Here is a 25,371-nt window from a genome sequence, read left to right on the forward strand (position 1 = left end):
TCTAAATGAAAGGTTGATGTCAAAATGGCACAGGAAATTGAGATAGAACTAAAACAATTATTAATGAAAGAAGAATTTGAACAGCTAAAAGAATATTTTCAATTAAAGGACGAGGACTTCCACACTCAAACCAACTATTATTTTGATACACCTCAATTTGATATAAAATCCAAATTCGCTGCATTACGAATGAGAGAAAAAGGCGGGCAGTGGGTCCTCACATTAAAGGAACCGCATGAGATCGGCCTTTTGGAAACTCACCAAACGATCGATCCTCCCGCAAGTCTTGAACATTTCCACCTGCCAGAAGGTGAAGTGGCAGACAGATTAGTACACCTTCACATCCAAAAGGATCAAATCGTGTATTTTGGTTCACTGGAAACGTCAAGAGCAGAAAAAATGATCAAAGAAGGCTTAATTGTTTTGGATCACAGCCGATATTTAACAGTAGAGGACTATGAACTTGAATTTGAAGTGAGCGATTTAGACATTGGACAAGCCGCTTTTACAGCATTGCTTCAGCAATTTCAGATCCCACCAAGACACACGAAAAACAAAGTCGTACGCTTTTATGAAGAAAAAATGAAAACAAAAGAATAGATGAATTCCTTGAAGGAGGAACATGATGAACGTCAATCAACTTCAATCCTTTATGCAGCTTCAAGCACTCAAAACGTTACAATCTGATAATGGACAAACACAACTCACAGCTGGACAAGAATCAAGCGCTGAGACTTCATTCCAGTCGCTGTTGCAAGATTTTTTAGGCGGATCAGAATTATCTCGTCTCCCGCTTTCCATTTCTGCTTTCATGGGATCGGACCCATCAACGTCTCCGAACACGCAATATGCACGAATGAACCCATATTTATCTGCGATAGCAGGCAGTGAACAGCTTCAATCTCAGTCTCTTTATGCAAATGACAGCCAATTGAATACCGCAAATGGTATTGGAAACGTCTTAAATAACAGCTACACACCGCCGCTTCAAAAAGCTGTTTCAGGCTCTTCATCAAAAGAGATTAATCAGATCGTCTCACAAATGGCTCAAAAGCACGGAGTTCCAGAAAAGCTGATCCACGCAGTGATCAAGCAAGAATCCGGTTATCGCACGAATGCTGTCAGCCATGCTGGTGCACTTGGACTGATGCAGCTTATGCCGTCTACTGCTAAATCACTTGGCGTGAACAATGCCTTTGATGCAGCCCAAAACATTGAAGGCGGAACGAAGTATTTAAAACAAATGCTGCAAAAATATAATGGAAATGTCTCACTTGCCTTAGCCGCTTATAACGCAGGCTCAGGGAATGTAGATAAGTACGGAGGCATTCCTCCATTTAAAGAAACACAAAATTATGTAAAGAAAATCACAGCTCAATATTTCGCCTAAACCGAAGAGAATAACCTCTTCGGTTTTTTGTATGTCGCTTTTCACCCTTTTTTGACTGAATGTGTTATGATATGGTCAATTGAACACGGAACCTGTCTCCCTCACTATTCCCAAAGGACCAAAGCGGTTTGTTTGTGGAATTGAGTAGAGGTTGTTAAAATAAGTATACAAGAATAGAAACAATAAAATAGAACAAACTGAATATCACTTTTGAAATACATGAAATTCGCAATAGGGTGAGCCATCCTATTAGCTACGAGTTAAAGGAGTAGTCAACATGGTACAATCGTTTAACGCACCTTACGAAGCGGTTGGAGAGGAACTTCTATCGCAACTTGTTGATACTTTTTATGAAAATGTAAAGTGTCATCCTTTGCTTCATCCTATTTTCCCGGATGACTTAAAAGAAACAGCAAGAAAACAAAAACAGTTCTTAACTCAATATTTAGGCGGACCGCCGCTTTATACTGAGGAGCATGGTCACCCAATGCTACGGGCGAGACATCTCCCTTTTCCGATTACTGAGGAGCGGGCGGACGCATGGCTTGAATGTATGGAGGATGCAATGGATCAAGTAGGACTAACCGGCGATATTCGTGACTTTTTATTTGAGCGGCTGTCTTTGACGGCTCGTCACATGGTCAACCAAATACCTGAAAAGGACGGACGATCTTGAGCTGCAATCCGCATGAGCAATATTTCTCACATTGTCACGGACATCCTCAAAAGCCGATTGAAATCTATGTATTCATTGATCCTCTCAGCCCGGACTGCTGGTTATTAGAGCCATCAATTAAAAAGTTGAAAATGAAATATGGCCGTTTCTTCACTTTACGAACGGTTACAAGTTCTAGTATTAATGCTTTGAACCGGAAACGAAAAAAACATTTACTAACCGAAGCGTGGGGGAAATTTGCCACGAAAACTCAGACCAAAAAAGAACAAATGCTGTCTGAACAAATTGTGACATCACCTTATCTCGCCTCTCTTGCATTAAAAGCAGCTGAACTTCAGGGCAGAAAATGCGGAATGAAATTTTTACGACTCATTCAAGAATCGCTTTTTTGCCATCAGCAGGACGTCACCAGTGAACAAGTCTTGCTAGAAAATGCAAAAACGGCTGGACTGGACATTGAAGAGTTCCAGCGAGATATCCATTCTCAAAGTGCTGTCAAAGCGCTCCAATGTGATATGAAAATCGCAGCTGAAATGGATGTGTCTGAGCTTCCCACTTTCGCCTTTTTTAATACGATCAATGGTGAAGAAGGATTAAAGATTTCAGGTGCATATTCTTATGATATTTACGAGGAAATTCTCTTTGAAATGATTGGCGAAAAACCAACACCTTCAGAACGACCGCCAATTGAATGGTTTATCGCTTACTTTCAATTTGCATCAGCAAAAGAAATTGCCGTTGTATATGACCTGACACTTGAAGAAGTTGAACGCGAGATGAAAAAGCTCGCATTCGCTAAAAAGGTAGAACGTGTACAAGTACATCAAGAAATGTTTTGGCGTTATACAGAAGGAGACAATCATTCAGATCTTGATGTCTACCGCTGTGAGAATGAACATGGGTGCTGACCCATGTTTTTTTCTTCACCCCCAAAAGAACACTTGTTCTATTTATAAGTACGAAGAAACCGCGCCGGGATAAGCGCGGTTTCACTATGTCTTAACGACAACAAAGGGGATGGGAGAAATTTTTCACGGTCAAACAAAGGGGTAATGTTTGTATGTGATTAATTTCACATCTGTAGTATATCAAATTTTGTCGACTTATGACAACCGATATACTATATGTTCATATTTTTGTCACAAAACATAAGAGGACTGTCACTTTCATATAGTGAAAGTAACAAAAAAATGGGGGGATCTGCATGCGCAGCACAACCATTGGACTTGTTGCCATTGGCTTATGTTTCTGTTTAAATATATTAGGCTTAATGAAGATGCTGCCTCTATACCTGACATCTCCACTCCTATTCGCTTCCATTCTCTTTACACTCTATCGAATGAATCACCGAAAAACCTTCAAAGGTTTTAAAGCGTAATCATTGAATGTACAAACCTCGTTCATATAGACGAGGTCTAGCGTGTAGGCAAACCCTCGCATTCGGTGTCAGTCCTGCGTGCAAAGGTTTTCTATCACGCTAAAAAGAAGTCAAAGGGCTAAAATCAAGTTCATTTTAGCCCTTTGTCAACAATCTGGTCTTTTTTATTTCAAGAAAAAACTCCTGCCAAAAGGTGAGTTTGCACTCACACATCTGACAGAAGTCTTCTCGTTACTCACTAGTCTTTGAGATGAGCTCTTCCATTTCCTTTAATTTTTCTTCAAACAATTGACATGCTGCCTCAATTGGTTCTTTTGATGCCATATCTACACCAGCTTTTTTCAGCACGTTGATTGGATAGTCAGAGCTTCCTGCTTTAAGGAAGTCTGTATAGCGCTCCACTGCAGGTTTCCCTTCTTCTAAAATTTGTTTACTTAATGCCTGAGCCGCACTATAGCCTGTCGCATATTGATACACATAATAGTTGTAATAGAAATGCGGAATTCGCGTCCATTCTAATCCGATTTCCTTATCCACAACCATACCGTCGCCAAAATACTTCTTATTCAGGTCGTAATACAGGTTCGTCATAAACTCTGGCGTTAATGCCTCCCCTTCTTGCGCTTTCACATGAATCAGGTGCTCGAACTCTGCAAACATCGTTTGTCTGAATACCGTCCCTCTAAATCCTTCTAACAAGTGATTGAGCACATACAAGCGCTGCTTTTTGTCCTCTAAATGATTGAGTAAGTATTCGCCTAGTAATGCTTCATTTGTTGTAGAAGCTACTTCCGCTACAAAAATGCTGTAGTTTCCGTACGGATATGGCTGATGCTTTCTTGTATAGTAGCTATGAACAGAGTGACCAAATTCATGAGCCAGCGTAAATAAATTATCAATATTATTTTGCCAGTTCATTAAGATATAAGGATTCGTACCATAGCTTCCAGAAGAATACGCGCCGCTTCGTTTCCCTTTATTCTCATAAACATCTACCCAGCGATTTTCGAGTCCCTCTTTTAATACCGAAACATATTCTTCTCCTAATGGCGCTAACCCTTTCAGCATATAATCCTTTGCTTCGTCATAGGTCAGCTTCATGCCAGCATCTTTTACTAATGGTGTATACAAGTCATAATTGTGCACTTCATCAAGCTTTAATACCTTTTTACGCAATTCAATGTAGCGGTGTAATAAGGGTAAATATTGATGAACTGTATCAATTAGATTGTCATACACTTCTTCAGGAATACTGTTGCGTGATAGCGCTGCTTCTCTTGCCGATTTGTATTGACGTACTTTCGCATAAAAATTATCCTTTTTAATCGAGCCGCTGAGTGTAGACGCCAAAGTATTCTTATATTGATCATACGTTTTATAAACGGCTTTAAAAGCATTCTTTCTCACTTCACGATCATCACTGTTTAAAAAAGTAATGAAGTTGCCATGAGTAATTTTCTTTTCTTCTCCATTTTCATCCTTAACAGAAGGGAACGAAATATCTGCATTATTAAACATACTAAACGTAGTGGATGATGTTGATAAAGGTTCAGAGGCTTCAGCTAATAAAGCTTCTTGCTCCTCACTTAAAATATGCGGACGCTCTTTGTTAATTTCTTCGAGAGCGTGAGAATAAAGTTTTAATTCTTCTTTTTCCAAAATAAATTGCTGCAGCTTATCTTCTTGAATAGATAAAATCTCCGGAACAATATAGGCAGATGTACTAGACAGCTGTGTAAATAAATTGGATGCTTTATCATTTAAAGCCTGAAATGATGAATTTGTTGTATCTTCATCATATTTCATATGCGCATATGTATAAAGCTTGCCAAGCTTTTCAGAAAGTTGATCCTGAAATGTTAGGGCTTCATACAAGACATCAGCAGAATGGGCCAGCTTGCCTTTAAATTGGGCGAGCTTCGGAATTTCTTTTTTTACAGCTTCGAATTCCTTATTCCAAGAATCGACACTTTCAAAAATATCTTCAAGGCGCCATTTGTTTTCTTCTTTTACTTCGCTTCTGTCTGGTAAATGATTGTTGTTATTTTGTGAAGTCATATGAATCCCCCTTGCATGAGTTGTGTTGAACCAACCTTTCGGAAAGTGAAAGAAATTGGTGTTGTATTTATCTTCTTTGTTTTGAACTATGTTTGTCAAATCATATGCAGAAATAAATACCAAACAAACTAAAAAAATGAGAAAAAAGCGTTTCTTTCTATTCAATAGCAGCACCACCTTTTTCTTATCATGATCAAAGTGGGCATGAAACATGCTAATGAAATAAGAAAGCATCTCGTTTTATCGCTTCATCTGCTGTTCGTATAGGCTTTTGATTCGACGTTACTTGATAATTACCCTCTTTCGTCATGTATAAAAACCCTAGATTCACAAGCGCCCGTACATATGAAATGATCACCCCTTTGATTTCTTCTTTTGTGACATTGGTATATCGGAGCTTCACTTCTTTATGCTGGACACATCGCTCAATTTCTTTTAAAAGAAGATGAATGGTCACTTGTTCTTTTCCCTTTCTAATCATCCAATCATAAAGGCATCCTTGCCACACATAAACAGGGCTTGAAAAGATATATGCTTCTGTCAGGGGGATAAATAATTCTGTCGGTAGAAATGGCCATGCTGTTTGATGATGCTCATAAAAAATGGTTCTTAAACGCTTGCTTTCATTTGCTAAAATGCGGGGTGGCCGCTCCCTAAATTGCCGAATACACTTGAGCCACTCTTTATACAATTGATGATTGCTCGAGAAAACAGATAAGAGTGCTGGTAGTTGGCGATAAGCTGAAGGCGGTCTAACGGTCATTGAGGCACATATTTTCGTTGGCTGAAACACGAGAAGTTGATCCAGGTGGATGAATCTATTTTGGATCGGACAATAAAAAATGAGTCTCTTATTCTTTGACTGCCTTAAAATTCCCCAATGAATGGAGGAGAATGAAAAGAGCTGGCCACCCATTCGTTTTAAACGATTCGCCCCTATGATCCATATAGGATAGAGCCCCGCAGCACGGAGACCTTCCGTTCGTTTATGTAGCTCTTTCCACGAAATATTTGCACATTGAAATTCGATGGCATAGCTTTTATTTTCTATAGCAACGGTCACATCAGGGCGCTGCTGAATGTTTGAAACATACTTCTCTAGTAACGGCTCATATCCAAGCTGCGTGAGCCAATCCTTAAGAGCCATTTTCCCTGCCTGATGATAAGCTGTTTCACCGGTGGACGCTAATGGACATGCCGAGAGCTGTTTATGTGCAAAATGATGGACACGATGCTCACCTAGCTTTAATAGAACCTCCTGCCTACATTCAGGACAGTAAAATTTGCACGTAGCTCTTACATGCTCTAGCCGCCTTTTAGTCAGATGTTGTGTGATGCGAATCAGCTTGCCATTCTCCATGATTGCTGCATTCATACATTTCGCCCCTTGCTCTTTGATGACCGTATTATAGCTTTTTCTCTCATCAGGAAGCGAATATCGAAAATGAATTTTTATCGTATCAAAACACGATTTCAACCTACTTTCCCTTAGTAAAATAAGAAATCCCCCTTTTAGAAAAGGGGGAAAATACAATTTTTATAAAAGAGGTGATAATAATCTTGCTGTTGATTCAAACAGCCTCACCCTCAAAGGTCTCTTCGCAAATTCTTCTGGAACAATTTCATGCGACTGCTCTAAATCACCTAAGAAGTCGTTGACCAGCTTCTCTGTACTTTTTGTTTTATAGAGGAAAGCATTCACTTCAAAGTTCAGATGAAAACTTCTCATATCCATATTTGCTGTACCAATTGATGCTAGCTCACTATCCACAATGATAAACTTACTATGCATAAAGCCTTGATCATATTCATATACCTTCGCACCTGCTTCTAAAAGTTCGGGGAAGTATGAACGGGACGCATGAAATACGATGCGTTTATCTGGATTTTTCGGCGCAATGATTCGCACATCGACTCCGCTCAACGCAGCAATTTTCAGTGCGGACAAAATATCATCATCAGGTACAAAATAAGGTGAAGCAATCCAAATTGATTTTTTGGCGGAGATAATCATGGAGAAAAAGAGATTTTTAATGACTTCCCACTGTTTATCAGGACCACCAGCAATCATTTGTACGCCTTCTGCTCTACTCTCCATATGACTGAAATCTTTAAAATAATCCACACCCGAGCATCTTTCATTGGTCATGTAATACCAATCCTGCATAAAAATCTGCTGCAAATCACGAACGGCCTCACCTTTAATCATCAGGTGGGTATCACGCCAAAATCCATATTGTCTGCTTCTCCCCATATATTCGTCCCCAATGTTAAGTCCGCCGACAAATCCTACTTCTCCATCAATCACCACGATTTTCCGGTGATTTCGGAAGTTGATTTTATTATTTAATAAGGGCAGTCTCACTGGTAAAAACGGAACGATCTGCACGCCAGCCTTTTCTAAGTCAGCAATATATTGACGGGAAAGTTTTAGGCTGCCTACATCGTCATATAAAAAGCGGACAATCACACCACTTTTTGCTTTCTCGATTAAAATGTCCTTTAATTCTTGTCCCAGATCATCATGACGGAGAATATAATATTCTAGGTGAATGTGATGTGTTGCTTTTTTGATTTCTTCAAAAATATGAGAGAACGTTTCTTCTCCATTGGTCAGAACTTTAGAGGATGTGCGATACGTAATAGGGGTATGTCCAAGTCTGTGGGCCAGCTTAAATAAGAGCTGCTGATGGTCACCCATATGAGTCATTTTTTCAATTGCTTCTCTGTGGATACGTTCATCTTCCTGGACAAGCTGTTCGTCTAGTACCGCTTTCTTTTCAAAAAGTCTGCGCTTTTTAATATTGCGTCCAAAGAAAATATAAAACAAAAACCCGAAAAGCGGAAAGCTCCCAAGCAGCACAAGCCACGTAATCGTTTGAGAGGGATTTCTGTTTTCTAAGAAAATGACAAACCCGATGAAGATAATCGATAAAGTGAATAGAACACTGACGGAACTTAATACACTTACCGCTAGATCACCGGCAAAAATTTGGATAATCAAATAAGCACCTATCGTAATGATAAGAAAAAATAGAACTTTGACTACATTTCTCATTTCATTTTCTCCTTGCCGATCACTTTATTTACTTTTTCATTCAGATAAAAAAGTCGATTCCTCTATAGAAATCGACTTTTGGTTGTTAAGAGAAGTGCTGTTGAATCGTTTCAAGCGCATTCTCTTTGACAATCAGCTGACCGTATTCTTGCAGTCTGTAGATGCTGACCACTGATTCATGAGCATATTCAAGCAGAATACTAAGCTTATTCTCCACCTGCTCATCTGACAAATCCTCGTGGAAGTCAACATATAGATAATAACGGTTTTCAAACGAATATAAACTTGTCGTAAAATCCTGCATATTTAATTGAGAAAGTGCAATCAAATCTTCAAAGTCATCCATTTTCAATACGAACTGAAGTTGAAGTTTTTTGTCCTTCTCATTATGATCTTCTTGATCTTGCTCTTCTTTATGAAAATCATCAAGCAGAGCATCTAAACTTTCTTCATCTGTTTGATCTTTTTTATCTTCTGGAATCGGCAATTCGAGCTTTTGTCCATCTTTAGAAAGTTGGGCTTTTGTCACGACAATTTCAAGACCTTTATCAAGTGCCTGTACTTGAATCCAAAGTGGTCCCTCTACTGCAAATTCTTCTTCTTCGTGCACTTCGTCCATCACTTCCCAGAACAGCTCTTCACTGCGCTCACGATTATACCAAATCTCTTCACGGTCAAAACCGCGATCTTCAATATCACCGTAGGAAATATAAAATTTGACTGTATGTTCATTTATTCTTTCGATTTCCATTTTGCCAACCTTCCCTTCTATATAAGATGTTGAAGGGACATACAAGCTCCCAATTAATAGTACTTTACTACACTTTACCCGTTCCGTCTACATGTTAACCATTTAAAGAAATGAGGTATTGCTGTGTACTGTCTATTTTATGATAAAACATGAATAAAAGAAATAAAAACGCATTTTTTGCAGAGAAAACTTGCAGAAACATATATTTGAATTGTCCTCATATATTGGTTGTACGAGCTATTTTAGTGAAATGAGGTGAACTGGATGGAAACAGAGTGGATCGTATCCTTACTGATGATTATTGGCATAGATCTTATATTAGGCGGAGATAATGCATTAATCATTGCGATGGCCAGTCGAAGCTTATCAAATGAAAAACGAAACAAAGCCATATGGATCGGCACACTTTTGGCAGTGCTGATGAGAATCACCATGACTGGTGCTGCCGTTTATTTATTGACCATCCCCTATTTGCAATTTATCGGCGGTCTCTTTCTCCTTTATATAGGATACAATTTGTTAATTGAACAAAAGAAAGAATCCATTCGGATTAAAAGCAGCGGCTCCCTTTGGCGTGCTGTTCAGACCATCGTGATTGCAGATCTTTTTATGTCACTTGATAATGTTATTGCTGTTGCAGGGGCGGCTAAGGGGAACATGGTGCTCACTGCCTTTGGCTTAATGATTTCAGTTCCGATTATTATTTGGGGGAGTAAGCTGATTCATGCAGCACTAACTAAGTTTCCGATTCTTTTATACGGAGGGAGTGCCCTTTTAGCTTTTACTGGCGGAGAAATGATTGTCCGTGATGTAAAACTGAATGAATTTATGGCACAGCATACAACACTTGAATTGTTGCTTCCCTTTTTAACCGTTGCAACCGTTATTTTAGCCAGTCTCTTTTACGAACAAACGGCTGAAAATAAATAAAAAAAGCTGCCAAATGATCGGCAGCTTTTCGTGTTCTCTATTAGTTAGCAAGTCGCTGAGCTTCTCGAAGTTGGAATGTACGAACCGTTCTAGGAAGGAAACGTCTAATTTCATCTTCGTTGTACCCAACTTGCAGTCTTTTTTCATCTAAAATAATTGGACGTCTTAGAAGACCAGGGTGCTCATTGATTAGTTTATACAATTGTTGAAGTGGCATTGTCTCAACATTTACATTTAGTTTTTGGAATACTTTAGAACGTGTTGAGATAATTTCATCTGTACCATCTTCCGTCATACGAAGAATCTCTTTGATTTCATCGATTGAAAGAGGCTCAGAAAAGATATTTCTCTCTTGGTATGGAATATTGTGCTCTTCTAACCACGCTCTTGCTTTTCTACATGATGTACAGCTTGGTGATGTGTATAATGTTACCATAAATCTTCACTCCTCAATTTGTAGAATGAATATTGATCTGTATTCTTAAATTAAAATTGTTCTAAATAAGTAATCTTTATAGTGATTATACTATAAAAAAGTAAGTGTGAACAGATTTTCTTGCAATTTTTGTGACAAAAACTAGACAATTTCATTCTTTTTGTGCTGATGTTTGAAGTCTGAACATTCTCATTTAGTCGAGATGATCGAAAATATTTTTTTGTTTTCTATTTTCAACGAGCTTCAGCACATCATCAACATCCTCATACGATTGTCCATACCATTCTTCGTCTTTATACGTATGGATTCTTTCGTACGTCTTTCTCATGGCCTCCATCATTTCTTCCTCATTATCTGTACGAGGCGACCAATAAAGAATTTCCATGCGGTTCACTTCATTCGTTGCAAGTGACCTGCGTTTATAACCAATTGATTCAGCATGCTTGAAGTGCTCTCTCTGATAAAACTTTAGGCGTTTTGCAGTATCTGCATCATCTTCATCTACAGGCTCGACCTCAAGCAAGATCGGTTTTCTTTTTTCCTTCAGCTTATGAATGAGCTTTGAGCCGAGGCCTTCACCTCTTGCATCCTTGGAAACAAATAAATAATCAATAAAGATGAAAGAATCAAATTCAGCGTACATCATCACATGATGAGGCCCTTCTTCTTTATGATAAATATCACTTCTTTCCTTTAATAAAGCTTCCATATGCTCTTTTGACTTCATTTCTTCTATCGGGAAGTATTCACTGAGCTTTTCATACCAATTCATGGATCCGCTCCTTATGATGTAGTTAAGAACCACTTCCTTATCTATTCCCGATTTCCTGCTATTTAAACGCCTGTACTAGTAAGACGCAGCAATGCCATTGGTGGTTTCACTTTTTTTTAAGAGAAAGCAAAAAAGTTTTATATCGAACGATTCATGAGTATTTGAAAGCAAGCAAACAAAAGAAGTGTCATGGCGATCTGAAACATGATGAAATAAAGGTACTTCATACGCCGGACTTCTTCCTTCTGTTTATTCGTGCGCCGATACAGAGCAAATTCAACTGAAAACGAAATGATGCAAATGAGCACTAAAAATGCGATCATCCACTTTCCTCCATTTGGTTCCATTAAAAAAGATATTGAAAAAAGCATCGTGACGATAAAAAAGTGAAGACATGAATAGCGAAACGTCTTCCATAACAACATTTGATTTCCTCCTGGTTTACTCATTTTACATAAAAATTACCATCAACTTGTTTTTTTGTAAAATAAAAAAAGAAGCACTGATATCGCAGTGCTTCTTCTCTGTTCTTATTGTTTTGCTTTGATCTCTTTGAATTCTTCCTCAGTACAGCTGACAAAGTGACCTGGCTTAACTTCACGAAATTCCGTATTTGTTCCTTTATGAACAGATGGATCGTATTTAATCCGTTTGCGGTTACGTTCATAATCAGGATCTGGAAGCGGAATCGCAGATAGTAATGATTTTGTATATGGATGAAGCGGGTTTTCATATAATTCATTCGCTGGTGCCAGCTCAACCAATTTCCCAAAATACATCACACCGATACGATCGCTGATATATTTGACCATGGAAAGGTCATGGGCAATGAATAAATACGTTAAGCCCTTTTCTTCTTGCAGTTCTTTCATTAAGTTGACGACCTGCGCTTGGATCGACACATCTAGTGCAGAGATTGGCTCATCGGCAATGATGAAATCCGGCTCAACAGCTAACGCACGAGCAATCCCAATACGCTGCCTTTGACCGCCTGAAAATTCATGCGGGTATCTATTCGCGTGCTCTTTATTCAAACCAACCGTTTCAAGCAATTGATATACACGCTCTTTACGTGCTTGTGCTGATTTTGCAAGACCATGAATATCGATACCCTCTGCAATAATATCCACAACTTTCATTCTTGGATTGAGGGAGGCATATGGATCCTGAAAGATCATTTGCATTTTTCGGTTAAATTGTTTAAGATCTGTTGTTGATTTTTTATCATGCACATTCTGCCCGTTAAAAATAACTTCGCCACCTGTTGCATTGTATAGACGAATGATGGTTCTACCAGTAGTGGATTTCCCGCAACCAGATTCACCTACAAGGCCCAATGTTTCACCTCTATAAATGTCAAAGCTGACATCATCAACAGCTTTTACTTCATTAGGTTTACCCACATTAAAATATTGCTTAAGATTTTTCACTTGTAAAATAACATCTTTTTCACTCAATGTGATCCCCCCCTTTTTGCGCATTAAATTGTCGCATTCTTTGCTTAATTGATTCAGGAGGTTCTACTTTTGGCGCGTTAGGATGTAAAAGCCATGTAGCAGCAAAATGAGTTTCTGATACTTGATATAAAGGCGGCTGCTGTTCAAAATCAATTTTCATTGCAAATTGATTTCTAGCCGCAAATGGGTCTCCTTTTGGAGGATTCAACAAATCAGGCGGCGTGCCTGGAATGGCAAACAATTTCTCCTCTTTTGCATCAAGACTTGGCATAGAGCTCAGTAATCCCCAAGTATATGGATGTTTTGGGTTATAGAAGATCTCATCTACGGTGCCAATTTCAACAATTTGACCACCATACATAACCGCTACACGATCTGCTACATTCGCAACGACCCCTAAATCATGTGTGATAAAGATGATAGATGTTTCAATCTTCTTTTGAAGATCTTTCATCAGTTCTAAGATTTGAGCTTGAATGGTTACATCTAAAGCAGTAGTTGGCTCATCTGCAATTAAAATTTTCGGATTACAAGCAAGAGCTATTGCAACGACAACCCTTTGTCGCATCCCACCAGAAAATTGATGAGGGTATTGCTTGAACCTCTGTTCCGGTTTCGGAATACCTACAAGACTCAAAAGCTCAAGTGCTCTTTTTTTAGCTTCTTCTTTACTTGCATTTTGATGTTTTAAGATGGGTTCTATAATTTGCTTACCAATTGTCATAGTCGGATTCAAAGATGTCATTGGATCTTGAAAGACCATGGCAATATCTTTCCCTCTTATTTTCTGCATCTGTTTGTCAGAAAGTTTTGTTAGGTTTTTACCTTGAAACAAAATCTCTCCTTTTTTCACTTCGGAGTTAGATTTAGGAAGCAGACCCATGATTGATTTAGAAGTTACCGATTTACCAGAGCCTGATTCTCCAACAATGGCAAGCGTCTCACCTTTTTTCAATTCAAAATTCACACCTCGAATTGCCTTAACTTCGCCAGCAAATGTGTGGAATGAAATATTTAAGTCATTTACTTTTAAAATCGTTTCTTGTTTATTCATCAACATCACCGCCCCGTACTAATCTTTCATTTTTGGATCAAGTGCATCTCTCACACCGTCGGCAACAAGGTTAAAGACGATCATGATAACACTAATGATAATTGCTGGATAAACCATCTGATATGGGAAAGCGATCATTGATTTAAACCCATCTTCAATTAATGTCCCTAGTGAAGCTTGCGGCTCTTGCAGACCTAATCCAATAAAGCTTAAGAAAGCTTCAAAGAAGATCGCACTAGGAATAGTGAACATTGTATTAATAATCATCACACCTGTTAAGTTTGGCAACATGTGCTTAAAGATAATTTTAAAGTTACTTAATCCCAAAGTTCTAGCGGCTAGTACATATTCCTGTTCTTTCAGCTTCATGACTTGAGCACGCACGACCCTAGCCATACTGATCCACCCGGTAATACTTAGTGCAATAATAATTGGAATAATCCCTGGTTTTAAGACGAGAATCATTAATATGACAACGATTAAGTTTGGAATCCCCATTAGAACTTCCAAAATACGCTGCATCGCATTATCAATTTTCCCACCGAAATAACCAGAAATAGCGCCGTAGGCAACACCAATAATTAAATCGATCACAGCTGCAACAACAGCAATAAGCAGTGAGATTTGAGTTCCTTTCCACACACGTGTAAATAGATCTCTCCCAAGATTATCGGTACCGAACCAGTAGTAATGTTCAATCCCTTTTTGTTCATATGGATTGACCACATCACCATTTTTTAATGTTCTTTCACCAGTAAAAGGTAAGAAACTAACATGCTCTAATCCTTGGATTCGCGGCGGTAAGTTCGCTTCAGACGTTGTTTGAGTACTAAAGTCTTTGCCACTAATTAATGGTCCAACGAGCGCCATGAATACAATTAAAAATAAAATCACCATACTAACAACAGCGGCTTTATTCTTTTTAATTCTAAGCCATGCATCTTGCCAATAATTTAGACTTGGCTTTTCAATTTTTTCAGCAGATAATGTATCAACACCAGCGGGTTCAAACAGACTTTTATCAATATTTTCTTCTTGCTGTTTCATTATTTGTTACCTCCCGCTACACGAATTCTAGGATCGATAATTCCATATAGAATATCGACAATAAATACAACCACTACAAAAAGAACGGCAAATAAGATAGTTGTACCCATGATGACTGGGTAGTCATTTACTGTAATGGCTTTAACAAACTGCTCACCAATTCCAGGAATTGAGAAGATTTTTTCTATTACTAGTGATCCCGTCATTAAACTAACAGTCAATGGACCAAGTACTGTGACAACAGGTATTAAAGCATTTCTCATTGCATGTTTAAATGCGATCTCAAAATAGCCTGCTCCTTTTGCTTTTGCAAGTAAAATGTAATCTGTCTCAAGTACTTCAACCATTTCTGTTCTCATAAAACGAGCACAAATGGAGATAGGGAACATTGCTAACGCTATAGTAGGTAAAATTGTATATTCAAACCCATTCCAAAATTGAGTTGGTAATAACCCCAATTTCACCGCAATATAGTACTGAAGTAATCCAGCGAATACAAAACTCGGAATTGATTTACCGATAACTGCCAAGAAAGTAGCAGAGTAATCCACCCATGTGTTCTGTCTTAAAGCTCCAACTACTCCCAAAAAGATACCAACAATCGTTCCTAAAATAATCGCTTGAAGGCCTAGGACAGCAGATGGTCCTACTCGATATGAAAGAAGTTCTGTTACGGAGGTATTGTTGAATTGGAATGAAACACCTAAATCCCCAGTGAATGTATTAATCATGTAATGAAAATATTGAACAGGAATTGGCTGATCTAGTCCATATTTTGCATTAAGTACAGCTTGTTGAGCTTCTGACAACTTTTGCGCATTAACAAAAGGAGAACCCGGAATAAGTTTCATTAAGAAAAAAGTGATTGAAACAATGATGAAGAGGGTAACAACCATGTAGGCAACCCGTCTAATTAAGTATTTCAGCATACTTGCACCTCCTGATAAAACTGACTTTTCTGTATATTTCGACATATTTCTCTCAGTGAAAAAGAGAGTATATTCAGAGAATACACTCTCTTTTCTATAAGATTGTTAATTATCCTTCAATTTTCATCCATTTGTAGCTGAATTCAGGTCCAACTTTGTGAATGACAAATCCTTTTACTTTGTTATTAATCAGATAGTTAGTTGCTCTCTGATAAATTGGTGAAAGTGCTGCGTCATCTTGTAATAATACTTTTTCAGCTTCTTGTAAAGCTTTCCAGCGTTCTTCAGGTTTTGCAGCTAATTTGCCAGATGCATCTTTTAACAACTGATCATATTTTTTATCTGAGTAACCCATGTGGTTGTTTCCGCCACCTGTGATGAACAAGTCAGAGAACGTGATCGGATCAAGGTAATCTGGACCCCATCCAGCCATCTGAAGATCGTAATCTTCTTTCTTATCACGATCAATACGAGTAGCGAAAGGAACACTTTGAATATTGATATCTAAGCCAGGTAAAGTTTTCTCGAGCTGATCTTTAATGAAAGCACCGATTGTTTTAGCTGTCTCAGAATCATCACCTAAGTAATTAAGCGTTACTTTAGACGTTCCTAATTCTTTTAACCCTTTTTCAAAAAGCTTTTTCGCTTCATCTTTATTAGTTTCTAAGTATTTAGGCATTCCATCACGGAAGTCTTTTCCGCTTTCATCATGTACGAAATCTTTTGGAATTTGATAGTATGCAGCAACTGAACCATTCTGCAATACATCATTTACAAACGCTTCTTTATCAATTGCTGTTGCAATTGCACGACGAACGTTTTCATTCTTTAAAGATTTATTTCCTTGGTTCATTTTCAACCAGAACACAGTAGGTTCTAGTAATCTTTTCATCCGCTTATCACCTTCGTATTGAGAGATGATGGCAGGTGTTGATAATTTAGGTGTAATATCAGCTTCTCCCGCTTCAAATGCGTTAACAGCTGCTTGTGGATCTTTAGATACTTTAAAAGTAAGTTTTGTCATAGAGACGTTCTTTTTGTCCCAATATTCTTCATTCTTTTTGTATTCCCAAGTAGTTGCTTGTGGGCCATCCCAAGAAGAAAGTTCAAATGGTCCGTTGTATACAAGGTTCTTTGCAGTCTTCGCATATTTGTCACCTTGTTCTTTAACGAATTTTTCATTCACTGGATAGAATGTTGGGAATGAAAGCAGAGATTGGAAGTAAGGAATTGGTTTTTCAAGTGTAATTTGCAGTTCTTTATCACTTACAGCTTTAATTCCTAGTTCCTCAGGCTTTGCTTTTTTGTTGTAAACCTTATCAGCATTCTTAATTTTACCAACCATCATATATGGGCCATACTCAGACTTTTGTTCTGGATCTAAAGCACGTTGCCATGCATATACGAAGTCTTGAGCTTTAACTGGGTCACCATTAGACCATTTTGCATCTTTAATTTTGATGTTGTAAACTGTTTTATCTTTGTTAGCAACTGGTTCCCCATCAGCCATACCAGGCACTAATTCTTCTTTATCGTTGAAACGATACAAACCTTCAAACACGTTATTCATAGTCGTAAAACTGATTGTATCACTCGCTTGGATTGTATCCATTGCAGGCATTTCCTGTGATTCTAAAATTGTAGCCTCTTGTTTTGAATCTTTGGATGCAGTGCCCTTGTCGCTACTTTGTTTACCTGAACATGCAGATACAAAAATAGTCAGCACCAATAAAAAAACTAAAAGCAGTGAAAATTTAGACTTTTTCATCTAGTTGTTGACCTCCCCTTCATAAATGAACTACAGGAACTATTATACTAGCAAATAAGTAATTGTGCATTCATTTTTTTAAGAAAATTTTCATATTTCCACTGTTTTTTAATATTTTTATTAAAAAATTGAAATAATTTGGTTATTTTTCTGAGATTTTGTGATCTTAAATACCTAATCAGAGGTAATCCTGTCTATACAATTGGCAATATTCATGATTCATTGTAAACTGATATCAAGAAATTGATTAAAACAACAGCTTCGTTCCTTGTTTCGTTTTTCTTATATAGTGAAAGTCTTGAATTAAATGTTTTTATTGCTATTTTAGTACAGTAAAGTTTTAATGCGCAGGAGTGATTGTTATTAGATTTTTTATTCTTTTACTTAGTTCTAATGGCCTTGTTTTCATTTTAAGTTTTCTCTTTTATGGGCACATATCTTTCTTAAGCATGATTAACATCACATTTTATTTAGCCTCTGGCACTTTGTTAGTGTGGTTATCGTTTATCACTTTAAAAAGTGGATTTTTTGATCAAATATCTTACAGCTTCCGAAAGGTGTTTGATTCTTTAAATAAGCAAAAGGACCATGTTGATGACAGTTTAAACAAACATTTATCATCATCTTTTCAAAGTAACTTTTCAACCTTAAGAACATTAGGTTTGAGTTTACTCATTGAAATGTTAATATTGCTCTTGATTTATTATATGTAGGTTTTGACTTTTGATTTTTGCTTATTTATAATGAATGAAATTACATTTTTGCGATGAAAAAGAAGAGTACATATATTCACCATTTACAGAGAGTCTGCGGTCGGTGCAAGCAGATAATGGCATGTATGGAATGGGCTTTGGAGCAGCTAACCGAACACTTGACAGAGTCAGTAGGCTTAGACGGAGCAGTCTCCGATATCAACGTCTTGAGTGATTTCGTATTGAAATAACAAGGGTGGTACCACGGTTCATTCGTCCCTTTTCTGTTGAAAAGTGATGGGTGGGCCTTTTTATATTGAAGAAAAGAGGTTTTAGTATGACAAAAAAGACGATTTTCTCAGGCATTCAGCCTAGCGGTTCTGTGACATTGGGGAACTACATTGGAGCGATGAAGCAATTTGTCGATCTTCAGCATGATTACAACGGCTACTTTTGTGTGGTCGATCAGCATGCCATTACGGTGAGTCAGGATCGTTTAGCCCTTCGACAAAATATTAGAAGCTTAGCCGCTCTTTATTTGGCAGTGGGGCTTGATCCAGAGAAGGCAACATTGTTTATCCAATCAGAGGTACCTGCCCACGCCCAGGCAGGATGGATGCTGCAATGTGTCGCTTATATTGGGGAATTAGAAAGAATGACTCAATTTAAGGACAAATCTGCTGGTAAGGAAGCAGTCGTTTCAGGACTATTAACGTATCCGCCATTAATGGCTGGCGATATTTTGTTATACGGTACGGACTTAGTTCCTGTAGGAGAAGATCAAAAGCAGCATCTTGAATTAACGAGAACACTTGCTGAACGCTTTAACCGAAAGTATAACGACATCTTTACTGTACCTGAAGTCAAAATTCCAAAAGAAGGCGCTCGGATTATGTCTTTAACAGACCCAACGAAAAAGATGAGCAAATCTGATCCGAACCAAAAATCTTTCATTACCTTATTAGATGAGCCAAAACAGCTTGAAAAGAAAATCAAAAGTGCTGTGACTGATTCAGAAGGGATCGTCAAATATGACAAAGAAAACAAACCTGGAATTGCCAACTTGCTGACGATTTATTCTGTATTAGGGAACGTATCGATTGCAGAGCTTGAACAAAAATACGAAGGTAAAGGTTATGGTGAATTTAAGGGAGATCTTGCGAACGTGGTCGTGGATGCGTTAAAACCAATTCAAGATCGCTATTATGAACTCATTGAGTCAGATGAGCTTGACCGCATTTTAGATGAGGGTGCTGAAAAGGCAAACCGTGCAGCAAACAAAATGCTGAAAAAAATGGAGAATGCAATGGGTCTTGGCCGGAAACGCAAATAAAACAAGCTTGCAGCATATTCAGCTGCAAGCTTTTTCTAATTCACTTTTGATTCATTTTCCATTTCCCAAAGTTTTTCAAAAAATGGCTGTCCTTTAATCATTTTTTCACAAAAGGCTAAATGGTTTTCTGACCATCCATCAATGGTTTCGTTATAAAGCATGTTCCAAATCTCCTCGAAAGACATTCGTTTGATCTGGTTGTACATGCGCGGATTCCATTCTGTATACCAATAGGCAATTTCTGCTCGGTTTTGAAGCCCCTTTAGTTGATCTAACGCCATAAACATCAGCTGCTTCAGCTGTCTTTCTTTTCTCGTTAATCCGCTGATATGCTGCGGTGGTAATGATAGGATGTGATATTCTTTCGTCGATTCAAGGCTGTCCGGCGTGAATTCATACTCCTCTGCCTTCACATCTTTCACCATTTCATATACCAATTGCTCCTGTCTTGGAATCAATCGGCTCTTTCTCACAGGAATGGAATAACCAATCGTATCCACAGCGATGATTCTTATCCCGTCCGTGACCACAAAGCAATACTCTAATTTACGGCGTTCATGATTTTTTCGAATATATGATTTCTCAAATACAGTCTCTAGCAGCGTCTTTGGCAGCTCTGATAGATCATTCTCTATGTAATCAAACAAAGGACTCTGCACCTTGAGTAAAGGTACTTGATCTAACAGCTCCACGCTGTCCTCCTTGCGCCACTCATGAAAATGACACACATTATAGCCATTCTCTTCCCCTTCAAACCAATTCACCCATACGTCATGAAGAAATAACATAACCAATCCCTCACTTTTTAAAAACTGTTGTCCACAGTATGGGCAAGGGATAGAGAAATTATTCCAACTTTATTAAAACTTCGCCCTGACGGAAGGACGGCTTTATTTCCTGGGAAAAGGAGAACGTCTCGCAGAGTCCTTTCACGATCTTCTATAAGCAGAACCTTATTTTAGCTTTTTAGGATCAAGGGCATCTCTCAGTCCATCACCTAAGAAGTTAAAGCATAAAACGGTAAGTAGAATCAGTAAACCTGGGAACAGTGGATACCACCATGCTTGCACCATGATGGAGAAATTTTGTGCATCTTGAAGCATGTTTCCCCAGCTCGCCGTTGGAGGCTGGATGCCAAACCCTAGATAGCTAAGTGTCGACTCAGCTAAAATAACAGAACCGACTTTCAATGTAGCAGACACAATGATAGGGCCGATACAGTTCGGTAAAATATGCGAAAAGATGATGACATGGTTTTTCGTTCCGATCGTTCTTGCTGCGAGTACGAATTCTCTTGTGCGAAGTGACAAGAATTCACTGCGGATCAGCCTGGCGGTTGTTGTCCAGCCAGTCAGCGCAAAAATTAAAATCAATTTATCAATACCCGGTTTAAAAATTGTCACTAGCGTGATCAAGAGAAAAATATCTGGAATAGACAATACCACATCCACCATTCTCATGAGCACAGAATCGACAAAGCCTTTAAAGTATCCCGCTACCGCCCCAATGACGGTTCCAATGGTGATGGCTCCGACTACCGAGACAAAGCCAACTAATAGAGACACCCTCGCTCCGTATAGCACCCTTGAAAAAATATCTCTGCCAAACTTGTCGGTTCCCATAAAATGCTCTGCACTTGGAGGCTGTAGCCGTTTCAATAAGTCTTGCTGTTCCGGTGCGTAAGGTGCGATCACCGGAGCGAAAATAGCCGAAAAGATAATGATCAATAAAATAGCGGAGCCGGCAACCGCCAATTTATTTTTGAAAAATTTCTCACAAAATAAACGAAGCATCGTCTCTGGTTTTGGCGGAAGGCCTTCTTTTAATTTGAGATCAACAGGAGGTGTTCCCATATTAGGTTGTGCCAATTGTGCCTCAGCTCCCTTCTAATATTCAATACGCGGATCAACGATCGCATAGAGAATATCCGCTATTAAGTTTCCAACGACCACGAGCACAGCAGAGATAACAGTCATCGCCATAATGACGGGATAATCTCTTGAAAAAGCAGAATCGATAAACAGTTTCCCAAGCCCTGGCCATGTGAAGATTTGTTCCACCACGACTGCGCCGCCAATAAAGGATGGAATCATGAGTCCAAAGATCGTAATAACAGGCATCAGACCGTTTCTCAATCCATGTTTGAAGATGACTTTGTTCTCTCTAAAACCTTTCGCTCGCGCCGTACGAATGTAATCCTGCCGCATCACATCGAGCATACTTGACCTTGTATAACGTGTAAGGCCGGCCATATCAGCCGTTGCTAAAACAAAGGCAGGTAAAATAATATGATGAAGCCGGTCAAATAGATTAAAATCTGCATTTAAGGTAGAGACACCCCCGGTCGGAAACCATCCTAAATTCACTGATAACACCATTATAAGGATCAAACCAAACCAGAAATTCGGAATAGCCAGTCCGATAAATGATGTAACCGTAATACCATAGTCAAGTTTTGTATACGGACGTTTTGCTGAAAGAACACCAAATGGGATGGCAATGATCAGGGCAACTAATGTAGAAAAGATCATGAGGATGAGGGTATTTGGCAGCCGGGCAAAAATCAAATCAGCCACGGGCGTTCCTTTTTTTACGATGGATGTGCCAAAGTCACCTTGAAGCATATTACCGAGCCATTTCATATATTGCACATATTCAGGATCGTTCAAGCCGTACTTATCAATAAAGGCTTCCCGGTCTGCGGCACTAATGGTTGGGTCCATCATGAGTGACATCGGATCGCCTGGTGCTGCTTTCATAATCGCAAAGGACAAAATCGTAATACCAAACAAAATCGGGATAGAAAGAAGTGTCCTTCTAATGATATATGTAACCATGTGCACAACTCCTTTTTCATCGGATGGCCATACTATGATGAAAAAAGGGGAGACACCTCCCCTTCTTCACTTGCAGACTACTGTTCAATCCACCATTTTTCGATTTTGTAATATTCATCTTTCGGGTGGTAAGAGTAGCCTTGTAGATTAGATGGCATCGCGCGATGTGAGTTGGCATAATAAAGGAAAGTATACGGCTGGTCTTCTGCAATCAGCTCATAAATTTTTTCATACGCCTTTGAATACTCTTTTCGATCACTCAAGTTTTTGGCATCAACTAGCAGTTTATCGACTTCTTCATTTTTATACCAAATGTTATTTAAGCCTTTTTCAGACTGACTTGAATGGAAAATGCTGTATTGGTCAGGGAATGTCGCTAAGCTCCAGCCGAGTAATAACGCATCATAATCCCATTTTGGCGGAGTTGTTTGTTCGATTAATGCACTGAACTCCACAATTTGCGGTTTTGCTTCGATGCCAATTTCTTTGAGCTGCTGCTGGACAACGACAGCAATATCTTCACGGACTTTGTTTCCTTGGTTCGTCTTCAAAACGAAGGAGAACTTCTTACCGTCTTTATCAAGATAACCGTCTCCATCTGTATCCTCCCAGCCCTCTTCCTTCAGCATCTTTTTCGCTTTTTCTTGATCAAATTCAAATACTGGGACATTTTCATTTTTAGGGTAGTTCCATGACAGCGGGCTTTCTGGGATGTTGGCTACTTTCCCGTCTCCATCTAACACTTGATCGACAATTGTTTGACGGTCAATGGCATGGGTAAGCGCTTGGCGGACTTTTTTGCTTTTGAACAGTTCGTTTTTCTGATTCCAGCCAATATATGAATAATTAAGCCCTAGATCAGATTCGATTTTGATGTTACTTACTTTTTCAGCTGTTTGCAGTTCTGCTCCAGGCACTGCAAAGAAATCAATATCACCTGCGGATAGCTGCGCCATGGCTGCATTTTGATCAGGAATCGTTTTAATGGTGACTGTATCAAGGTATGGGCGTCCATCCCAATAATCATCAAAAGCTTCTAGTTTGACATAGTCCCCTTCTTTCCACTCGGCAAATTTAAATGGGCCGGAGCCGATTGGATTTTTTCGGTTAAATTCATTTTCGCCAAGATCCTTTATAGGGACATCACCTAAAATATGCTTTGGTAAAATGCCATAGCTTCCTAGCGTGACATTATAAAAATATGGATCTTTTTTATTCAGCTTAAATTCGACCGAATAGTCCCCTGTTTTTTTGACAGACTCTAATACTTCAAAGCCTGATCCACGCTCACCATTGTAATCCTTATTGATCGGAATGCTGTATGTAAACACAACATCATCAGCCGTCAGTTCTTCTCCATCATGAAACTTCACGCCTTTTCTAATGGTCACATCAAACTGTTTGCCGTCATCGGATTCTTTAATATCTTCTGCCAACGCCAGCTGTGGGTTTAGCTTTCCATCTGTTTGCAGCAAAAAGCTATAGATTCTTTCTTCAATATCAGAACTTGCCACGTCTGTTGAGTAAAGTGAGTTAAATAATGTAGGCTCTGCAATCGAACCAATGACAAGATCGCCGCCTTGTACAGGTTTACCTGTGGATTTCTTTTCACTCTCTCCAGACGTTTTATTTCCACCAGAACAAGCAGCAAGGATCAATGTAAAGATCAGCAGCAAACTGACCAAAATGGACTTTCTCTTTCTATCTTTCATAGACAATTCCCCCTATCTTTTTTAAAAAATGATGACAGAAGCCCGTTTCATCCCCCCTCTCAAAGATGAGATCATACAAGCGTGATCAAGCGTCGTAGAGGTGGCAGGCCACAAAGTGGTTCGTTTTTAACTCTTGAAATTGTGGTACTTTTTCTTTACAAACTTCTTTCGCATGTGGACATCTTGTATGAAATACACAACCTTTTGGCGGATTTGCAGGGCTTGGTAAATCCCCTTGCAGCATAATCCGTTCCCTTTTCACCTGACCTTTTTTACGGGTGACTGGAACGGAAGATAAAAGCGCCTGCGTATACGGATGAAGCGGATCATCGTACAGGCTATGCTTATCCGCCAGTTCCATCATTTTGCCAAGATACATGACGCCCACTCGATCACTAATGTGGCGGACCACACTGAGATCGTGAGAGATAAAGAGATAGGTGAGGTCAAACTCTTCTTGTAGCTCTTCCATCAAATTGATGACCTGCGCCTGAATGGAGACGTCAAGCGCTGAAACAGGCTCATCTGCTATGATCATTTCAGGATTCATGGCAAGTGCACGAGCGATACCGATCCGCTGCCTTTGTCCACCGGAAAATTCGTGCGGGTATCGATTCGCAAAACTTGGGTGAAGACCGACTTTGGATAAAAGCTGTTCTACTTTTTCATTTCTTTCTTTTAAGGAATATAAGTGATGTGTTTTGTAGGGTTCTTTGATGATACTTCGAAGTGTTTTTCTAGGGTTGAGTGATGCAAAGGGATCTTGAAAAACCATTTGGATGTTTTTCCTTGTTGATTGTCTTAGTTTTGATTCAGATACATGAGAGATATCTTGCCCTTTAAATAGAATTTGTCCTTCTGTTGGTTCATATAAACGAATCATCGTCCGTCCTAATGTGGATTTACCGCATCCAGACTCTCCAACGATGCCTAACGTTTCGCCTTTATAAATGTTTAAGTCGATGCCGTCAACCGCTTTGACTGCTCCTACTTTCTTTTGCAGCACGCCAGCTTTAATCGGAAAGTGTTTTCGTATATTTTTTAATTCCAGGATGGTTTCTTTCTCAGATCGATCTGTCATGTATGGTTGATT

25 protein-coding genes and 1 other annotated feature are annotated in these 25,371 nt (G+C 38.9%); of the genes, 8 read left to right on the forward strand and 17 right to left on the reverse strand.

The features are described 5' to 3' along the window. Window positions 1-24: 24 nt before the first annotated feature. The 5 genes from EBQ12_RS03550 (at window position 25) to EBQ12_RS03570 (ending at window position 3,444) form a co-directional block, all read left to right on the forward strand. Complete coding sequence (locus tag EBQ12_RS03550) at window positions 25-600, forward strand: CYTH domain-containing protein (protein WP_007498999.1); 576 nt, start codon at window positions 25-27, stop codon at window positions 598-600. Between the two features lie 25 nt (window positions 601-625). Beyond that, on the forward strand, window positions 626-1,390 hold the full coding sequence (locus EBQ12_RS03555) for a lytic transglycosylase domain-containing protein (RefSeq protein ID WP_008348461.1): 765 nt from the start codon (window positions 626-628) through the stop codon (window positions 1,388-1,390). 277 nt (window positions 1,391-1,667) lie between these two features. Then, entirely contained in the window at window positions 1,668-2,066 is a 399-nt protein-coding gene (locus tag EBQ12_RS03560; RefSeq protein WP_007499001.1) for a globin domain-containing protein, read from the forward strand. Continuing rightward, on the forward strand, window positions 2,063-2,974 hold the full coding sequence (locus tag EBQ12_RS03565) for a ClpXP adapter SpxH family protein (RefSeq protein ID WP_007499002.1): 912 nt from the start codon (window positions 2,063-2,065) through the stop codon (window positions 2,972-2,974). The genes EBQ12_RS03560 and EBQ12_RS03565 overlap by 4 nt, the downstream gene beginning before the upstream one ends. A 296-nt stretch (window positions 2,975-3,270) precedes the next feature. Next, on the forward strand, window positions 3,271-3,444 hold the full coding sequence (locus EBQ12_RS03570; RefSeq protein ID WP_008348466.1) for a hypothetical protein: 174 nt from the start codon (window positions 3,271-3,273) through the stop codon (window positions 3,442-3,444). 231 nt (window positions 3,445-3,675) lie between these two features. On the opposite strand, the gene pepF is transcribed toward EBQ12_RS03570, so the two are convergent. The 4 genes from pepF to mecA form a co-directional block, all read right to left on the reverse strand. Beyond that, window positions 3,676-5,502, reverse strand: coding sequence for an oligoendopeptidase F (pepF, locus tag EBQ12_RS03575; protein ID WP_282900478.1), 1,827 nt, complete (start codon window positions 5,500-5,502; stop codon window positions 3,676-3,678). Window positions 5,503-5,716: 214 nt separating this feature from the next. Then, entirely contained in the window at window positions 5,717-6,877 is a 1,161-nt protein-coding gene (locus EBQ12_RS03580; protein WP_074042168.1) for a competence protein CoiA, read from the reverse strand. 162 nt (window positions 6,878-7,039) lie between these two features. Next, the gene (gene cls, locus EBQ12_RS03585) at window positions 7,040-8,560 is read right to left on the reverse strand and encodes a cardiolipin synthase (RefSeq protein ID WP_008348473.1); all 1,521 of its coding nucleotides are present in this window, start codon (window positions 8,558-8,560) and stop codon (window positions 7,040-7,042) included. 85 nt (window positions 8,561-8,645) lie between these two features. Continuing rightward, window positions 8,646-9,311: an adaptor protein MecA gene (gene mecA, locus EBQ12_RS03590; protein ID WP_008348474.1), complete on the reverse strand. Its 666-nt coding sequence runs from the start codon at window positions 9,309-9,311 to the stop codon at window positions 8,646-8,648. A 264-nt stretch (window positions 9,312-9,575) separates the two neighbouring features. On the opposite strand from mecA, the gene EBQ12_RS03595 reads away from it, so the two are divergent. Then, the gene (locus EBQ12_RS03595; protein WP_007499010.1) at window positions 9,576-10,241 is read left to right on the forward strand and encodes a TerC family protein; all 666 of its coding nucleotides are present in this window, start codon (window positions 9,576-9,578) and stop codon (window positions 10,239-10,241) included. Between the two features lie 40 nt (window positions 10,242-10,281). On the opposite strand, the gene spxA is transcribed toward EBQ12_RS03595, so the two are convergent. The 8 genes from spxA to EBQ12_RS03635 all read right to left on the reverse strand — a co-directional run bounded on the left by spxA (window position 10,282) and on the right by EBQ12_RS03635 (window position 17,704). Next, window positions 10,282-10,677 (reverse strand): transcriptional regulator SpxA, encoded by a 396-nt coding sequence (gene spxA / locus EBQ12_RS03600; RefSeq protein WP_003211421.1) that lies wholly within the window; start codon window positions 10,675-10,677, stop codon window positions 10,282-10,284. 193 nt (window positions 10,678-10,870) lie between these two features. Beyond that, the gene (locus EBQ12_RS03605) at window positions 10,871-11,449 is read right to left on the reverse strand and encodes a GNAT family N-acetyltransferase (RefSeq protein WP_024720065.1); all 579 of its coding nucleotides are present in this window, start codon (window positions 11,447-11,449) and stop codon (window positions 10,871-10,873) included. A gap of 137 nt (window positions 11,450-11,586) precedes the next feature. Then, entirely contained in the window at window positions 11,587-11,874 is a 288-nt protein-coding gene (locus EBQ12_RS03610) for a hypothetical protein (RefSeq protein WP_074042100.1), read from the reverse strand. A 105-nt stretch (window positions 11,875-11,979) separates the two neighbouring features. After that, window positions 11,980-12,930: an ABC transporter ATP-binding protein gene (locus EBQ12_RS03615; protein WP_373467165.1), complete on the reverse strand. Its 951-nt coding sequence runs from the start codon at window positions 12,928-12,930 to the stop codon at window positions 11,980-11,982. Next, a complete protein-coding gene (locus EBQ12_RS03620; protein ID WP_035392433.1) occupies window positions 12,899-13,960 on the reverse strand; it encodes an ABC transporter ATP-binding protein in 1,062 nt (353 codons plus the stop codon). The genes EBQ12_RS03615 and EBQ12_RS03620 overlap by 32 nt, the downstream gene beginning before the upstream one ends. 18 nt (window positions 13,961-13,978) lie before the next feature. Further along, window positions 13,979-15,007: an oligopeptide ABC transporter permease gene (gene opp3C, locus EBQ12_RS03625; protein WP_035392435.1), complete on the reverse strand. Its 1,029-nt coding sequence runs from the start codon at window positions 15,005-15,007 to the stop codon at window positions 13,979-13,981. Then, window positions 15,007-15,936 (reverse strand): oligopeptide ABC transporter permease, encoded by a 930-nt coding sequence (opp3b, locus tag EBQ12_RS03630; RefSeq protein WP_035392438.1) that lies wholly within the window; start codon window positions 15,934-15,936, stop codon window positions 15,007-15,009. Before opp3b ends, opp3C begins: the two co-directional genes overlap by 1 nt. Window positions 15,937-16,045: 109 nt before the next feature. After that, a complete protein-coding gene (locus tag EBQ12_RS03635; RefSeq protein WP_035392439.1) occupies window positions 16,046-17,704 on the reverse strand; it encodes a peptide ABC transporter substrate-binding protein in 1,659 nt (552 codons plus the stop codon). 449 nt (window positions 17,705-18,153) lie between these two features. Here EBQ12_RS03635 and EBQ12_RS03640 point away from each other — a divergent pair, with 449 nt between their 5' ends. Further along, window positions 18,154-18,417, forward strand: coding sequence for a DUF3899 domain-containing protein (locus EBQ12_RS03640; protein ID WP_223255625.1), 264 nt, complete (start codon window positions 18,154-18,156; stop codon window positions 18,415-18,417). A gap of 44 nt (window positions 18,418-18,461) precedes the next feature. Next, window positions 18,462-18,680 (forward strand) — a binding site (T-box leader). A 53-nt stretch (window positions 18,681-18,733) separates the two neighbouring features. Next, on the forward strand, window positions 18,734-19,729 hold the full coding sequence (gene trpS / locus EBQ12_RS03645) for a tryptophan--tRNA ligase (protein ID WP_008348488.1): 996 nt from the start codon (window positions 18,734-18,736) through the stop codon (window positions 19,727-19,729). A 35-nt stretch (window positions 19,730-19,764) separates the two neighbouring features. On the opposite strand, the gene EBQ12_RS03650 is transcribed toward trpS, so the two are convergent. The 5 genes from EBQ12_RS03650 to EBQ12_RS03670 all read right to left on the reverse strand — a co-directional run bounded on the left by EBQ12_RS03650 (window position 19,765) and on the right by EBQ12_RS03670 (window position 25,359). Further along, a complete protein-coding gene (locus EBQ12_RS03650) occupies window positions 19,765-20,517 on the reverse strand; it encodes a YjbA family protein (RefSeq protein ID WP_025207150.1) in 753 nt (250 codons plus the stop codon). 165 nt (window positions 20,518-20,682) lie between these two features. Then, the gene (opp4C, locus tag EBQ12_RS03655; RefSeq protein WP_017360169.1) at window positions 20,683-21,582 is read right to left on the reverse strand and encodes an oligopeptide ABC transporter permease; all 900 of its coding nucleotides are present in this window, start codon (window positions 21,580-21,582) and stop codon (window positions 20,683-20,685) included. Between the two features lie 33 nt (window positions 21,583-21,615). Next, window positions 21,616-22,566, reverse strand: a complete 951-nt coding sequence (locus EBQ12_RS03660; RefSeq protein ID WP_007499031.1) for an ABC transporter permease — start codon at window positions 22,564-22,566, stop codon at window positions 21,616-21,618. Window positions 22,567-22,643: 77 nt separating this feature from the next. Further along, window positions 22,644-24,278 (reverse strand): peptide-binding protein, encoded by a 1,635-nt coding sequence (locus tag EBQ12_RS03665; RefSeq protein ID WP_125589047.1) that lies wholly within the window; start codon window positions 24,276-24,278, stop codon window positions 22,644-22,646. 85 nt (window positions 24,279-24,363) lie between these two features. Further along, complete coding sequence (locus EBQ12_RS03670) at window positions 24,364-25,359, reverse strand: ABC transporter ATP-binding protein (RefSeq protein ID WP_029575386.1); 996 nt, start codon at window positions 25,357-25,359, stop codon at window positions 24,364-24,366. Window positions 25,360-25,371: the final 12 nt, after the last annotated feature.

The sequence above is a fragment of the Bacillus sp. 2B09 genome (assembly GCF_003946835.1).
GTDB lineage: Bacteria > Bacillota > Bacilli > Bacillales > Bacillaceae > Bacillus > Bacillus altitudinis.